The organism is Clostridium sp. Marseille-P2415 (assembly GCF_900155545.1).
GTDB lineage: Bacteria > Bacillota > Clostridia > Lachnospirales > Lachnospiraceae > Lacrimispora.
This window is the reverse complement of record NZ_LT732526.1, coordinates 3,604,378-3,620,009: the sequence shown is the minus strand read 5'-3', so window position 1 is coordinate 3,620,009 and position 15,632 is coordinate 3,604,378. Positions and strand designations below refer to the sequence as shown.

General features: G+C 43.3%; 14 protein-coding genes. 9 read left to right on the top strand and 5 right to left on the bottom strand.

Annotation, left to right across the window (positions count from 1 at the left end; translation table 11 throughout):
- Entirely contained in the window at positions 1-945 is a 945-nt protein-coding gene (locus BQ9856_RS21485; protein ID WP_077612833.1) for a ParB/RepB/Spo0J family partition protein, read from the top strand.
- A gap of 24 nt (positions 946-969) precedes the next feature.
- Positions 970-1,476, top strand: coding sequence for a DUF4446 family protein (locus BQ9856_RS21480; protein ID WP_077612832.1), 507 nt, complete (start codon positions 970-972; stop codon positions 1,474-1,476).
- 43 nt (positions 1,477-1,519) lie between these two features.
- Here the strand turns inward: BQ9856_RS21480 and BQ9856_RS21475 are convergent, their stop codons facing one another.
- Together BQ9856_RS21475 and coaW are read right to left on the bottom strand one after the other, a co-directional pair.
- The gene (locus tag BQ9856_RS21475) at positions 1,520-1,867 is read right to left on the bottom strand and encodes a winged helix-turn-helix transcriptional regulator (RefSeq protein WP_200801388.1); all 348 of its coding nucleotides are present in this window, start codon (positions 1,865-1,867) and stop codon (positions 1,520-1,522) included.
- Positions 1,868-2,031: 164 nt separating this feature from the next.
- On the bottom strand, positions 2,032-2,874 hold the full coding sequence (gene coaW, locus BQ9856_RS21470; protein ID WP_077612831.1) for a type II pantothenate kinase: 843 nt from the start codon (positions 2,872-2,874) through the stop codon (positions 2,032-2,034).
- A 442-nt stretch (positions 2,875-3,316) separates the two neighbouring features.
- On the opposite strand from coaW, the gene adhE reads away from it, so the two are divergent.
- The 5 genes from adhE to BQ9856_RS21445 all read left to right on the top strand — a co-directional run bounded on the left by adhE (position 3,317) and on the right by BQ9856_RS21445 (position 11,272).
- The gene (adhE, locus tag BQ9856_RS21465) at positions 3,317-5,932 is read left to right on the top strand and encodes a bifunctional acetaldehyde-CoA/alcohol dehydrogenase (protein WP_077612830.1); all 2,616 of its coding nucleotides are present in this window, start codon (positions 3,317-3,319) and stop codon (positions 5,930-5,932) included.
- Positions 5,933-6,086: 154 nt separating this feature from the next.
- Positions 6,087-7,139, top strand: coding sequence for a LacI family DNA-binding transcriptional regulator (locus BQ9856_RS21460; RefSeq protein ID WP_159442060.1), 1,053 nt, complete (start codon positions 6,087-6,089; stop codon positions 7,137-7,139).
- Between the two features lie 203 nt (positions 7,140-7,342).
- Entirely contained in the window at positions 7,343-9,196 is a 1,854-nt protein-coding gene (locus BQ9856_RS21455; protein WP_077612828.1) for a beta-glucoside-specific PTS transporter subunit IIABC, read from the top strand.
- A 21-nt stretch (positions 9,197-9,217) separates the two neighbouring features.
- Positions 9,218-10,492 carry an apiosidase-like domain-containing protein gene (locus BQ9856_RS21450; RefSeq protein ID WP_077612827.1) on the top strand — a complete coding sequence of 425 codons (1,275 nt, stop codon included), beginning with the start codon at positions 9,218-9,220 and terminating at the stop codon, positions 10,490-10,492.
- A gap of 165 nt (positions 10,493-10,657) precedes the next feature.
- On the top strand, positions 10,658-11,272 hold the full coding sequence (locus BQ9856_RS21445; RefSeq protein ID WP_077612826.1) for a DUF3267 domain-containing protein: 615 nt from the start codon (positions 10,658-10,660) through the stop codon (positions 11,270-11,272).
- Positions 11,273-11,320: 48 nt separating this feature from the next.
- Here BQ9856_RS21445 and nudC read toward each other — a convergent pair whose 3' ends face one another.
- The 3 genes from nudC to BQ9856_RS25375 form a co-directional block, all read right to left on the bottom strand.
- Positions 11,321-12,166: an NAD(+) diphosphatase gene (gene nudC, locus BQ9856_RS21440; RefSeq protein WP_077612825.1), complete on the bottom strand. Its 846-nt coding sequence runs from the start codon at positions 12,164-12,166 to the stop codon at positions 11,321-11,323.
- A 139-nt stretch (positions 12,167-12,305) separates the two neighbouring features.
- Positions 12,306-12,806: a LysR family transcriptional regulator substrate-binding protein gene (locus BQ9856_RS25380; protein WP_235839281.1), complete on the bottom strand. Its 501-nt coding sequence runs from the start codon at positions 12,804-12,806 to the stop codon at positions 12,306-12,308.
- The gene (locus BQ9856_RS25375; protein WP_235839280.1) at positions 12,766-13,116 is read right to left on the bottom strand and encodes a LysR family transcriptional regulator; all 351 of its coding nucleotides are present in this window, start codon (positions 13,114-13,116) and stop codon (positions 12,766-12,768) included. Before BQ9856_RS25375 ends, BQ9856_RS25380 begins: the two co-directional genes overlap by 41 nt.
- A 211-nt stretch (positions 13,117-13,327) precedes the next feature.
- Between BQ9856_RS25375 and BQ9856_RS21430 the strand changes: the two genes are divergently transcribed.
- Both BQ9856_RS21430 and BQ9856_RS21425 read left to right on the top strand, forming a co-directional pair.
- Entirely contained in the window at positions 13,328-14,164 is an 837-nt protein-coding gene (locus BQ9856_RS21430) for an MBL fold metallo-hydrolase (protein WP_077612824.1), read from the top strand.
- Between the two features lie 41 nt (positions 14,165-14,205).
- A complete protein-coding gene (locus tag BQ9856_RS21425; protein WP_077612823.1) occupies positions 14,206-15,483 on the top strand; it encodes an SLC13 family permease in 1,278 nt (425 codons plus the stop codon).
- The last annotated feature ends 149 nt before the right edge of the window (positions 15,484-15,632 follow it).

The following is a 15,632-nucleotide window of genomic DNA, read 5'->3' as shown; positions in this document are numbered from 1 at the left end:
ATGGGAAAGAGAACAGGTTTAGGAAAAGGACTCGGAGCAATTTTCGGAGATGAAGTAATGGAATCTGCGGCAGTAGAACAGGAAATGAAAAGCCATCCAAAGCCGGAGAACCAGATTGTAAAAACAGTTAAGGAAGAAGAGGAACAGGAGACAGGCAGGGAAATGTTTCTCAAAATATCATCTATAGAACCCAATCATGATCAGCCACGAACGGAGTTTAAGGAAGAATCCCTGATTGAGCTGGCAGAATCCATGAAGGAATATGGCGTTCTGCAGCCCCTTTTGGTACAGAAAAAGGGGGATATCTATGAGATTATAGCTGGTGAACGAAGATGGAGAGCAGCGAAACTGGCAGGTTTGAAAGAAGTTCCGGTTGTGATCCGGGAATATACCAAGCAGCAATCAATGGAAATTGCCTTGATCGAAAATGTTCAGAGAGAGGATTTAAATCCCATTGAAGAAGCCAAAGCTTATCAGAGACTGATGCAGGAATTTGGCTTAAAACAAGAAGAAATAGCAGCCCGGGTGGCGAAAAACAGGGTAACTGTCACCAACAGCATGCGTTTATTAAAGCTGGATGAAAGGGTCCAGGATATGTTGACCCAAAATCTGATTACAGGCGGTCATGCCAGAGCACTTCTGGCTGTTGAAGATTATGACCTGCAGTTTCAGCTTGCAGGAAAGATCGTTTCGGAAAATTTGAGCGTCCGTGAGGTGGAAAAGCTTGTAAAATCCTTATCCAAGAAGAAAGAGCCAAAGGAAAAAAAGGAAGAGGATGAAGGCATTGTTCTGATTTTCCGGGAACTGGAAGATCGTATGAAATCTGCCATGGGAACCAAAGTCAGCATAAACCGAAAAGATAAAAATAAAGGAAGAGTTGAAATTGAGTACTATTCTGAGGCAGAATTGGAAAGAATAGTAGAATTAATAGAATCCATAAGATAACATCATGGAAGCGAGGACGAAAGAATGGATAACAGTATATTGAATCAGTTGCCGATTGATCCTGCTTTTTTAATCATTGGATTGGCCGCAATTACCATAATATTACTGATCGTTATAATCATATGTCTGGTTCAGATGAAAAAGCTGTACCGCAGATACGACTATTTTATGAGGGGGAAAGATGCGGAGACTCTGGAAGAAATTATTATGGGGCAGATGGAGGATATTGCGGAATTAAAAGCGGAAGACCGTGCCAATAAAGACTCCCTCCGCAATACCAATAAGAATTACAGAAGTGCATTCCAGAAATTCGGTCTTGTAAAATACAATGCGTTTAAAGGAATGGGTGGAAATTTGAGCTTTGTCATAGCAATGCTTGATTATACGAATACCGGATTTGTTTTGAATTCCGTCCATAGCCGGGAAGGCTGTTACGTATACATCAAAGAAGTAGATCGAGGAGAAACTGACGTTCTGTTGGGAAGCGAAGAAAAAGATGCTTTGGAACAGGCATTGGGATATCATTCATAGAAAAACCAGGTGCAGCACTCGCAAATGCTGCACCTGGTTCTTTTTACGGTTTGTTCTCCGACAGCTTAATATATTCGATGTATTCTTCTCCCCATTCTCCCAGAGCATCCAGCACTTTTTGGAATTTTACTCCGATACCGCTTAATGTATATTCGACCTTGGGGGGGATCTGGGAATACTCCATTCGTAATATCAGACCTTCTTTTTCCAGGGTTTTTAACTGCCTTGAAAGAGTGGTATGAGTGATTTCTTCCGGCATATTGCGCTGTAATTCATTAAACCGGATGGGACCTTTTGAGAGCAGATATAGGATGTATATGGACCACTTTCCGGTTAACACCTTTTGGGATGTTACATACGGGCATATACCAAATAGTTCTTTTTTCAGCATATGGATATCCTTTCTTATAACGGTATCGATAAGTGTCGTACTTACAAAATTTAAACTATGCATTATAATAGTCTCATAAACATTATAACACGGTTACTGAAAAGGAGCAACTATCATGAAAGCGGCATTGGACAGCCCGGAGTGATACATTTTTAACAGCGTGATTATAGAATCTGCTTCATCTCCATGTGCCGCTCCTCTGTGAGAGCCGCTCCGATGGCAGTACCGTATTCGGCCTGGTCGGGTATGATGAAATGGACGTCAAATAAAGCTTCCAGAGACTGGAATATGCCCTTGCACTGAGGAAATTTCGCCAGATTTCCGGTCATGACAAAGTTATTGATGTTGCTGTTTAAAGATGACAAAATGGCGGATTTTCCGATGACCTGGAGTACCATATTGATAATTCCGATGGCGATATCCTCATCCGATACGAGACTGCGGACCTTTCCAAAATTAGATGCAGTGGCTGTCATCGGTAAACCGGGAAGGGCTGTTCTTGAAATATCCTGAATCTGCAAGTCAATGTTGCTTAAATTTCCCCGGCTTGCCAGATCCATGATCTGGGAGATATCCTGGGTTTTTAACAACAGACTGGACAGCCCCAGGATGGTTCCTCCCCCAATGCCGATACCTCCGGTGTGGACGATTTTATCTCCGTTTACCTGAACCAGAGAGGTTCCCGTTCCCATGCTCACCACGATTAAATCATTAAGGCCTGTAAAGTATTGACCGCCCAGTCCGTTGCAGGTAAATTCGTCTACCTTATAAGTAGGGATTCCGTATAGGGGCTGCTCCACATAAGCACTTCCTACTCCCGTAATCATGATTTTTTCAATTTCGTTCAACCGGATACTGTTGTCATAGATAAACTTTCCCAGAGCACCAAACAGGGAGGCTATGGGATTATCCGCTTTGACAAACGTCGGAATCTTTAATTTATTATCCTGAAATCCTACAATTTTTGTTGTACTGCCTCCAAGATCAATTCCAATTGTGATTTTCATAATTCTAAAGTCCCCTTATTTTTGTATAGAAAACATAGTAAAACCTGCCGTTACCTGTCAGCCTGCGGTATTTTCTGGTTAAATTTCCTGATAGCTGCAGATAATAGTATGGTTCCAGGCCCTACTATACCATACATGAAACGGATTGCCAAGTTTTTAAATACGTTCAAAGATCATAGTCCTGTTCACTCATCCCTTAGCTGTCCGGCCGGGGAAAATGTTAGTTTTTAGAAGAAAAATGTATTGAGAATAATTATGAAATAAGTAAAAAAGTATTTATTACAATTCGACAAAAATTGGCTTTAACCATGTTTATTTTTGTGTGATATTACATTGACAAAAAAATAACAAAAGAATATAATGAAGCTACGATAGATTGTTAAAAATATATCGAGCGTAAAAAACCTATTTAACTTATTAAAAAATTGGAGGAAAGTCAAAGATGGCAAAGAAAGAAGAACAGGTGAGAGTACCTGAAATCATTGATAATGTAGATGCATTGATTACCAAAATGGACGCCATGAGAGAAGCACAGAAAGTATTTGCTACCTTCACACAGGAACAGGTGGATAAGATCTTTTATGAAGCAGCATGTGCTGCCAATAAGTTAAGAATTCCTCTTGCAAAAATGGCTGTAGAAGAAACAGGCATGGGCGTTGTGGAAGATAAGGTCATTAAGAATAATTTGGCTGCAGAATATATTTATAATTATTATAAGAATACGAAAACCTGCGGCGTCATTGAAGAAGATAAAGCATACGGTTTTAAGAAAATTGCAGAACCAATCGGTCTGGTCGCGGCTGTTATCCCAACCACGAACCCCACTTCAACTGCTATTTTCAAGACTCTGATCAGTTTAAAGACCAGAAATGCAATTATCATTTCCCCTCATCCGCGTGCAAAGAATTGTACCATTGCGGCGGCTAAGGTAGTTCTTGAGGCAGCTGTTAAGGCAGGTGCTCCGGAAGGAATTATTGGCTGGATTGATGTTCCTTCTCTGGAACTGACGAATGAAGTTATGAAAGGTGCAGATATCATTCTGGCAACAGGCGGACCGGGAATGGTTAAGGCAGCTTATTCTTCCGGAAAACCGGCTCTGGGCGTCGGTGCAGGAAATACCCCTGTTATCATTGATGATACAGCGGATATCAAGCTGGCGGTGAACTCCATCATCCATTCCAAAACTTTTGATAACGGTATGATCTGTGCTTCCGAGCAGTCCGTAACAGTTCTGGATAAGGTTTATGATGCGGTTAAGAAAGAATTTGCAGCACGCGGCTGCTACTTCTTAAAGGGTGAAGAAATAGATAAGGTTCGTAAGACTATCATCATCAATGGTGCGTTAAATGCCAAGATTGTTGGACAGAAAGCGCATACCATTGCAAAGCTCGCCGGTGTAGATGTTCCGGAATCCACCAAGATTCTGATCGGTGAGGTAGAATCTGTTAATATTGAAGAAGAATTCGCACATGAGAAGCTTTCTCCGGTTCTGGCTATGTATAAGGCCAAGAATTTTGATGATGCCATTGCAAAGGCAGAGCAGCTTGTAGCTGACGGCGGTTACGGCCATACTTCTTCTCTTTATATCAATGTAAATGAAAAGGAAAAGATGGAAAAGCATGCAGCGGCCATGAAGACCTGCCGTATTGTAATTAATACCCCATCTTCTCACGGCGGCATCGGTGATATTTATAACTTTAAGTTACAGCCATCCTTAACCTTAGGGTGCGGCACATGGGGAGGAAACTCTGTTTCCGAGAATGTCGGCGTAAAGCACTTACTGAATATTAAATCCGTTGCTGAGAGGAGAGAGAACATGCTGTGGTTCAGAAATCCGGAGAAAGTATATTTTAAGAAAGGCTGTATGCCGGTTGCACTTAGCGAGTTAAAGGCTGTTTATAACAAAAAGAGGGCATTCGTTGTAACAGACTCCTTCCTTTATATGAACGGTTATACAAAACCGATTACGGATAAATTAGATGAAATGGGCATCGTTTATACGGTATTCTCAGATGTTCAGCCAGACCCGACCCTGGCAAACGCCCAGGCGGGTGCAAAAGCAATGCAGGCATTCCAGCCGGATACCATTATCGCGCTGGGCGGCGGCTCCGCGATGGACGCAGGAAAGATCATGTGGGTGATGTATGAGCATCCGGAAGTGGATTTCCAGGATATGGCAATGCGTTTTATAGATATCAGAAAGAGAGTCTATACATTCCCCAAAATGGGTGAGAAGGCTTATTTCGTTGCAATCCCAACCTCTTCCGGTACTGGTTCTGAGGTGACCTCCTTTGCGGTTATCACCGATCAGGAAACAGGTGTGAAATATCCGCTTGCCGATTATCAGTTAATGCCTAACATGGCTATCGTGGATGCGGACAATATGATGAGCCAGCCAAAGGGCTTAACAAGCGCTTCCGGTGTAGATGTTCTGACTCATGCATTAGAAGCATATGCTTCTGTCATGGCTACTGATTATACAGACGGTCTGGCACTTAAGGCGATGAAGAACGTATTTGAATATCTGCCGACCGCTTATAATGACGGCACCAATGTGGAGGCCAGAAGTAAAATGGCGGATGCCTCCTGCATGGCGGGTATGGCATTTAACAATGCATTCTTAGGGGTATGCCATTCCATGGCACACAAATTGGGCGCTTATCATCACCTTCCACACGGTGTTGCAAATGCTCTGCTGATCACGCTGGTTATGGATTTCAACTCCTCTGAGGTTCCGGCTAAGATGGGAACCTTCCCGCAGTACCAGTATCCGCATACACTTGCAAGATATGCGGAATGCGCACGTTTCTGTGGCGTAGAAGGCAAAGATGATGCAGATGTATTTAAGAAATTCCTTGCTAAGGTTGAGGAATTAAAGAAGGCTGTCGGAATAAAGGCGACCATTAAGGATTACGGCGTTGATGAGAAGTACTTCTTAGATACTCTGGATGAAATGGTTGAAAATGCATTCGACGACCAGTGTACTGGAGCAAACCCGAGATATCCTCTCATGAGCGAGATCAAGGAAATGTATTTAAAAGCTTACTACGGTAAATAAGTTAAAATAGGTGGCAAAAGGCCGTACCCGATTCGCGGGGCGGCTTTTTGTGTCCGCCATTATTTATATAATGGAAAAAATGGAAGTGGAATTTTAATATACGGTCTGTTATAATGAGGGCATGAAAGACAGGATAGGGCAAGGGAGGTCTGTTATGCGTATCAAATCCAAAGATATTGCAGCAGCGCTAGGTATATCACCGGCAACCGTATCGCTGGTTTTAAATGAAAAGCCCGGTGTAAATCCTGTAACACGAAGAAAGGTGCAGGAATACTTAGAGCAGTTAGAAAAGAGAAATAACAGTAGGATAAGAGCCGAATCTCCGGAAGGCAGGGGAACTGTGCTCATGCTGAATTATATCAAACATGGGATTATTATGAAGCGGTTGGAGAATATTTCACAACCCCTTCATTTGGATAATTTTGAATACATGGTCAATAAAGCAGGTTATCGGTTCGATTACCAGGAATTCTATGAGAAATCGAACGATCTGGAAAAGTTTCTGCAGAAATGTGTGGAAAGTGATGTAAAAGGCATCTTTATCATGGCTGCAGAAATGAATCAAAGTGATATCTATCCATTTCAGCAACTAAAGATTCCTATTGTGGTTGGAGATAACCTGTTCTATGAACAGGGAATGGACAGTTTTCTGATTGATAACAAGGAAGGAATCCGCAGAGGCGTGGATTATCTGGTGGATAAGGGGCACAGCCATATTGTATATCTTGCAGAGAACTTAAATATTTTTAATTTTGAAGAACGAAGAGAAGCCTTTGTACAGGAAATGGCGGAACGGCAATGCGGTGACAGCAGCAACCGGATCGTACATCTTGGGAATACGGTAGATGAAGTGTATGAATCCATGAATCATTATCTGGCCGGGGGATTGCGCAAGACCACAGCTTTTGTGCTGGAAAGTAATGTTATTTCTTTGGGGGTCAGCAAAGCATTGTTAGAGCGTAATATTAAGGTGCCGAAGGAAGTGTCGCTGGTCGGCTTTGATGCGCTGCCGGAACTGAGCATTCCCGGGCTGAACCTGACATTAATAAAGGGAACTCATACCAAAAGATTTACGGCGGCATTGAAACATCTGATCCGTCACATTTTAAATGAAGGAGAAGAGGATGAGATGGTGCGGGTATATTACCGTACCAGACTGATAGAAGGTGACAGCGTGTTTGATAAGACGAAATACATTTATAAATAACATGTTTTTAAAGAAAATTTAAAAACATGTTATTTTTTTACAAAAAAACAAGGATAAAATGGCGTGGAAGTATACTGTTTTGATAGAAACAGAGAAAAGAAGGGGAGGGCTTGAAAGCGAAATCGGGCAATGTTAGGATAAGGTTACACAAAGTTAAGCATGCAGCTTCCATATAAAATGTGTTATTATGAGGAGGGATTATTATGGCTAAGAAGAACTATGATGAGCTGGCGAAGCAAATCGTAGCCAGTGTTGGCGGGGGCCAGAATGTCAGATCACTGATACATTGTGCAACACGTCTTCGTTTTCAGATCGTTGACCGGTCAAAGGTTGATAAGGAACGGCTGAATCAGACGGAAAAGGTTATTACCGTTATAGAAGCCGGCGGCCAGTTACAGGTCGTAATCGGCAATGCAGTAGGCGATGTATATGATGCCATTATTGAAAAAACAGGGGTAAAAGCAGGGGAAGCGGAAGAGGATGGAAATAAGAAGAAGGAAAAGAATCTGATCAACCTGTTTATGGAAACCATTGCAGGCATTTTTGCTCCGATTCTTGGAGCAATGTCGGGAGCAGGGCTTTTAAAAGGTCTTTTAATATTGGCTACGACCCTTGGCTGGCTGACTGCTGATATGGGCACCTATAGGATTTTATATGCGGCAGCAGATGGCGTATTCACATTTCTGCCCGTATTTCTGGCATTTACAGCGGCTAAGAAATTCAAGGCAGATACCTTTGTATCCGTGGGAATTGCTGCCGCTCTGGTATATCCGGATCTTACGGCTGCATTTTCTGCCAAAGAAGCTCTTACTTTCTTAAAAATACCGGTAGTGCTTGTAAGTTATACTTCATCGGTAATCCCGATTATCATTTCCGTTTATGTACTTTCCAAAGTGGAAAGAGGATTGAGGAAAATCCTGCCGGAGGTGATTAAAAATATATTTACACCGCTGTTATCGTTTGTGATCATGGTTCCTGCGACCTATCTTGCAATCGGACCGGTAGCAGACTATGCAGGTAAAATGATGGCAGGCGGATATATGGCACTGGTCGGGTTCAGTCCGGCGGTTGCGGGATTCCTCCTTGGTCTTATCTGGCCGGCGGCAGTTATGTTCGGCCTGCATTGGGGATTTGCTCCGATCGTTATGAACAACATCGCACAGTACGGAAGAGATACCCTGTTTACTATTACAGGACCGAATAATTTTGCTCAGGCCGGAGCAACTTTAGGCGTATTCTTAAAGTCAAAGAACAAAAAGGTAAAGGATATAGCAGGACCGGCAGCGTTATCAGCCGTACTTGCGGGAATCACGGAGCCTGCTATCTATGGTGTAACATTGAAATATAAAAAGCCATTCTTTATCGGAGCATTCTTCTCCGGTATTGCAGGAGCGATCACCGCAGTAGCCGGAGCAGGGGCGCCGGCGCTTATCGGTACCAGTCTGCTGACCATGTCGGCTTATATTGGAGTTGGATTTGCAGGCTTCTGCGTTGCATGTGCGATCGCATATTTTGGTTCTGCAATCGTTACGTATCTGTTCGGATACAGTGACAAGATGCTTCTTGATGGAACGCCGGAAGTCTCTGCTGCTTTAGGGGATGCGAAAAATGAATCAATAACAGCGCCTGTGAGCGGTAAGGTAATTCCATTATCTGAAGTAAAGGATGAAACATTCTCAAGCGGAATGCTGGGGAAAGGAACGGCGATCATTCCGGCTGACGGTATGGTATATGCACCGGTAAACGGAACCATCATTACGGCATATCCACATGCAGTTGGCCTGATCACGGAATCCGGTGCTGAGGTGCTCGTTCACTTTGGACTGGATACTGTGAAACTGGATGGGAAATATCTGGAACTGAAGGGAAAAACCGGTGATAAAGTAAAGGCCGGTGACCTTATGATAGAAGCAGATGTTGACAGTATGAAGCGTGAGGGATACGATGTTACAACCATAGTATTGATCACCAATACCGATAATTTTGCAGATATTCTGCCGACATCAGAAAAGGATATAAAAGCCGGAGATGTAATTTTAAATTGCATTTCCAGGTAATAGAAATACCGGAGGTTTCCTATGAGTAAGTTAAAAATACACGAGAATGGAAGAAATTTTATATTAGATGGACAGAACTTCTTTTATCTTGCGGATACCGTGTGGAGTGCATTTACCAATGCAACCATGGAGGAATGGGAGTTTTATCTGGAAAAAAGGTGGTCCCAGGGCTATAATGTCCTTCAGATAAATACGCTTCCGCAGTGGGACAGATGCCTGACTGATGTAAATATATATCCATTCTATACAGAAGACGGTCAAAGATATGATTTTGAACGGTGGAATGAGGATTATTATACCCGGGCGCGCAAGATGTGTAAAATGGCAGTTGACAAAGGCTTTCAACTGTCCCTGGTGGTACTGTGGCTGAATTATGTTCCCGGTACATGGGGGAGCAAAATGGTTGACATCAATGTAATGCCTAAGGATTTTGTCCGTAAATATGCCGAAAAGGTCGTTACAGAATTCGATGAATTTGACCCGATCTATCTTATAAGCGGGGATACGGACTTTGATACGAAAGAAGCGGTCGAATATTATGAGATAGCACTTGATACAATATGTGAGAAATCTCCAGAGTCTTTAAAGGCAGTGCACGTGAAAAGAGGTTATGATTATATTCCGGAACAATTTCTGGACAGATTAAGTTTTTATATGTACCAGTCAGGACATAATGCCGATGGGCAGGAAATGGCTTATGCGCTTGCGGAACATTTTTACAGGAATTATCCCAGAAAACCCATTGTAAACGCGGAGCCCTGTTACGAACAAATGGGTTACAGCCGTAAACGCTATGGACGGTTTGGGCCTTATGATATACGCAAAGCTGCATGGAGCGGAATTCTGTCCGGCGCATGCGCCGGAGTTACCTATGGAGCCCATGGAGTATGGAACTGGAAAAAGACCGGGAAAAGGCAGAATCCGGTATTGGGAGAAGGATTTGATGAGTCATTCCCAGTGCAGGAGGCGATTCATTTTCCAGGGGCCTGGGACTATGGATTTATCAGGGATTTCCTGGAAACCAGGGGGATCGTAGAGCTTAAGCCTGTGAATGAGCTGCTGATTGATCATTCACAGGAGATTCGAATGGCTCAGACCGAGGATGAAAGATATTTGATTTATATTCCATATACTACGAATCTGGTGATTGGAAGATGTCTGGAAGGATACCATGCAAAAGCCATAGATCTTGCTGACGGACGAACAGCAAGAGTTCCGGTGGAATGTGAAAATGACCGGACATTGATTCATATACACGGTTTCCAGAATGATGCATTGATTATTTTATGGAAATAAAATAGAAACATGGAGGGCAGGTTCTTTGGAACCTGCTTTTTCATTGATGCATAATAAGAGGAAAGTGACATTTCATGAAAGAGGACAAGAGATGGATTAATTTTTTATTTCGTGGTAGAATACAGGTAATTATAACGTTAACAGAAATTCTTAAGAGGTCGGAATATGAAATTTATCAGGAAAATTCCTCAGGAGGATTGCGGCAGGACGAAACAGTTATCAGAAGATGGCTGGATTAAGCTAAAGGAACCGAAAACGGTTGAGGCAGCCATCCTATGGGCTTTGCCGCTTTCCGTTCTATTGATGCTGCTTAGCTGCATATGGTGTTATTTTCTTTATCCGTCTTTTCAGGCGCTTGTAAAGGGAGAAACAGAATTCATGATAGAGTTTTCCATTGGTTTTAAAAGCCTTTTGTATGTGGCCGGGGTCATCGCTTTTCTTCTGGTACATGAACTCATCCATGCCTTATTTATTCCCAATGTATGGCGCTCCGATCAAACCTTCTGGGGATTTAACGGTGTTTTTGGATTTGTGTATACACAGGAAATGATCTCAAAGGGACGTTTTCTTCTGATATCTGTTATGCCATTGGTTGTACTGTCTTTTATTTTTCCGTTCATAATGTCAGCTGCAGGCAGGATGAATGGGTATATCATGTTTTTAAGCGTGTTGAATGCGGGAGGAGCCTGCGTGGACTTTTTAAATATCATACTTGTATCCATACAGGTTCCAGGCAGCGGAAAGATCGTGTCCAATGGGTTGGTTACATTTTATCAATAAATAGAACATGCCGGAAAGTCCTGCGCAGGACTTTCCGGCATGTTCTGTTTATTGTGTTATTTTCCCGTTTTTAAAGAGAAGAATCATCTCATGGGTCAGGCTTATGTTGGTAAAGCCGTCGGGGATTTCCTCCGGAGTCATCCACACTGCTGCGGATAACTCTGTTTCATCCAGATGAATTTGTGGAGAACCATCCAGTTCTGCCCAGTATCCCACCAATAAGGAATCGCTGAATGCCCAGGGCTGGTTCTTGTAATAACGGATATTCTTAACCCGGAGCCCCACTTCCTCCATCACTTCCCGCTTTACGGTCTCTTCCAGGGTTTCTCCGAATTCCGTATAACCGGCGATCAAAGCGTACCGGGTGTATTCCCTTCCGGCATATTTGGTTAACAGAAGCTTTCCTTCATGTAAAACAGCAACAATGACAGCGGGAGCGATCTTAGGATAAACCGTATTCCCGCAGGAAGAGCAGACCATGGACCGCTCTTTTTTGCTTTTCATCATGGAAGAACCGCAGCAGCCGCAAAACCGGTTGGATGAATAGAACCGGTGAAGCTGTTCGGCAGATGCAGCCGCGAAGGAGACCCACATAGGCTTTAAGTCCCTTATGATGCTGGTTTTATAAAAGCTCAGGGAATCGTTTTCTTCTAAGGAGACACAGGTTTCATCGATAAGAAAGAAATTCATTCGGTCAATGGAAAAAAGATAATCGCAGTGGGACATGGCCTCCTGTTTTAAGTCTTTTAATGCTTCAAATCGGGGAGGTTTCGGGGAATTCTCTTTTTTAAGCAGGAGGCGGCCATCCTGAAAATACAGAAAATAACTGTCTTCCCGGGGAGTTTTTATTTCAAATTCGTTATGGAATACATGTGGGAAAATTTCCTGAATCATATGTGAAAAACCTTCTTTTTGATTATTTATCTTTCAGACATTTTAAACTATTTTAAGTTCCAGAATGCATTCTGTCAAGCTTGGGTCCCGTAAATAAACCTTGAAAGGTGAAAAATTTTACATCTGCCCACCTTCTTCATTAATCAGAGTGTTCCAAAAGCCCCTGTGTATACAATGTGGCCAGTTCTATAAAATATTTTTCCGGTTTGGTTAAGTAACTGCCTTTTAAAAATGCGACACACCGCATCCAGCTCTGGCGGGGAGGAACGGAAAAATATGCGACCGGAGCATCCGGTTCTACGTAAGACTGAGGAAAGAAGGAGGGGCAGACCTGGTTTTTAACCATATTGACAACGGTTAAGGTGCTGGTTGATTCAAACAGTATCTGCGGGCAGAAACCGGCAAGCTCAAATGACCGGCTAATCATGTCTCTCATTTTGGTTTCTCTGGAGATTAAGGAAAAGGATTCATCTTTCAACAGCCGCAGGTCAATTTCAGGGAACCGTTCCCAGCTTCTCTCACCGGCCAGATAAGCAAGGGGATGACTGGCCGGAAGCCCGAGAATCATCAACTCGTCCGCCATATCAAAATATTCCAGCTCAGGATTCTTTGAATCGCTGGTGTAGGTCAGGCATGCCAAAGAGACCTCCTTCCGGAGCAGAAGCCACGGAGATCTCTCCTGCAGTCTCTTCCGTTATATCATGAATAATCTTATAAGTTTCCTGTTTCATATCTACCATCCGGTGAGCCGTAGCCAGATAAGTCCGTCCGGCAAATGTGGGTATCATACTGTGCTTTCGCCGCTCAAAAAGCTGGATTTTTAGTTCCTTCTCCAATCGGAGAAGCTGCTGGTTTAAGGCAGACTGTGTCAGATAGAGTTTTTCGGCAGCCTTCGAAATGCTCTGCTCTTGTTCAATAGCAATGATATTTTCAATCATGCGTAAATCCATAATACCCCTCCATTTTTTGAAATATATTCCATGTGTAGACGGAATTTGTGCATTATTTCTTCGATATGGGCTTATTAGACTTAATTTATATAAGATAAAATATAAAAAACAATAAGTTGGAATAAGTCTACGCTGATATTATAATCAAAATACACAAAAAACTCAAGCCGGCTGAGAATAAATAGTGCAAATATGAGAAGGAGAGAATGATATGTCATTTCGCTGTACAAAACCAATTCTACATCCAGTAAAAACTCTGGCTTATGAGCCATGGGAAATCGCAATTAAGCCATTCCAGGTGTCTCCTCAGACCTGGTATGTATCAGGACAGACCTGGGTAGGCTGCTATCTGATTGATACGGGAGACGGGCTGATTCTAATTGACACTGCGATTCCGGAAAGCGTGTATCTGCTGGTGGATTCCATTTACCGGTTAGGGTATAAACCGGAAGATATTAAAAAGATTTTACTGAGCCATGCCCATTTTGACCATTTTGGAGGAGCGGCGGCTATGAAGAAGCTGACCGGAGCACAGCTTTATATGTCAAAGGAAGATTACGATTTTTATAAAGCCTGTCCGGAGGAGACCATGGTGTTGGATCCGGATTCCCATCCGCAGGATTTTGAAGCAGATGCATTTTATTCCGATGAAGAGCCGGTCAGATTAGGAAACATTTCCATTCAGACCATGCTCACTCCGGGACATACCATTGGCTGCACCAGCTTCTTCTGGAAAGAAAAAAATCCGGAAAATGGGGAGACTTATGCGGTTGCCATGCACGGGGGCGTAGGCGCTAATACCATGAATGATGAATACTATTCTACCAGCAGGTATCTGACCCCGGATTTAAGAATCAGATTTATTGAGGATTCTGAAAAGCTGAGAGCAATTCATGTAGACATTGCTCTGCCCAGCCATCCAAACCAGATTGAGATTGTGGACCGGGCAGGTCAGTATACCCATAAGAACCAGCCATATCTGGATGACACAGTTTGGCCAGATTTTATTGATAAGAGAATTCGGCAGGTAAAAGTGCTGATGAAATAACGGGAAAGGGCAGACTCGAATGAGAAAGTGGGAGAAAAACTATGGAAATGTATATTGTTTTAGCGGTAACAGTGTTTATGATGGTTTCGTTTATTTTACATAAAGTACCATTCGGCGTAACCACAATGGTTTGCTGTCTGGTACTTGCTATGACCGGTATCATGGATATCCAGACGGCCTTCAGCGGCTTTGGAAATAAGATTGTGGTATTGATCGCTCCTATGTTGGCCCTCAGCACCGTGCTGACGAAGACCAGCCTGGTTGTCAGAATCAGTGAGATTATGAATTGCATAAAAGGAAGACAGGGAATGCTGCTGGTTTTTTCCTTTTATCTCGTGGGCGCTATTTTTGCGCAGTTCATTCCAACAACGGCTGCGATCACAATTTTAGTCATATTCCTGGCAACCTTGGATAACACCGGCGATATTACGCCCAACCGCCTGCTTCTGCCGTTATTGGGCGTTATGGTTGCATGGAAATTCCGTTTCCCGATCGGTTTGGGTGCGTCGGTCTTTGCCACGGTTAACGGCATGTATGAGGGGATTATTTCAAACCCGGAATATCAGCTTACCATGCTGGATCCGTTTATCTTTTCTATTCCTTCCATAATCGTGCTGACACTTTACTGCCTGTTTTTCTGGAAGTTGATGCCGAAGGGGAGGGAGGTCGACCAGTCCAAGCTAAAGGAAACAAAGAAGAAAGAAATGCTGTCCCGCGGACAGGAGACGCTGGTATACATTGTATTTGTAATCGTTATGCTTCTGATGATGCTTAATAAATGGACCGGTAATCTGTTATATCTGGCTCCGGCTTTTGGTGTTCTGGTGCTGATTTATGCGAAAATCCTGAAGGTTGAAGAAGCAGTAAAGGACATGACCGCCGATATGGTATGGATGATTGCAGGCGTTCTGGTCGTAGCGGATGCCCTTGGGAAGTCAGGAGCAGGCAATGCTATCGGAAACCTGATTCTGAGCCTTTTAGGCGACAACCCAAGTTCCATGAGCGTAATGCTGCTGTTCGCAGCAGCTACGGTTATCATGACCACCTTCTTATCCAACATGGCGACTCAGACGGTTCTGATCCCGATTGCAGCATCTGTGGCTCTGGCCGGTGGCTGGGACCCAAGAGGAATCGTTCTGATTATCGGTACCTGCAATTACTTTGCACTTGGATTCCCCTCTGGTTCCGGGGAAGCGGCTGTCTGTTATGCAGCCGGCGGCTACAATCCGATGAAGGTGTTGAAATTTACCTTTCCATTCATGATTCTTGCGATCGTGACCTGTGCGGTTGCGGCCAACTTCATGTATCCGATTTACTGATGGAAATTCGTCAGATAACGAACCTGTATTAATATTTTAACCTTATCAAGGAAGTTCAAGCTCTATGAGCAAGTAGCGAAGCGGATTGCGAATATCCGCTTTGACTTCCCTTTTTAAGCCGGAAGTCAGGGCTGAAATCCTCAAACCAG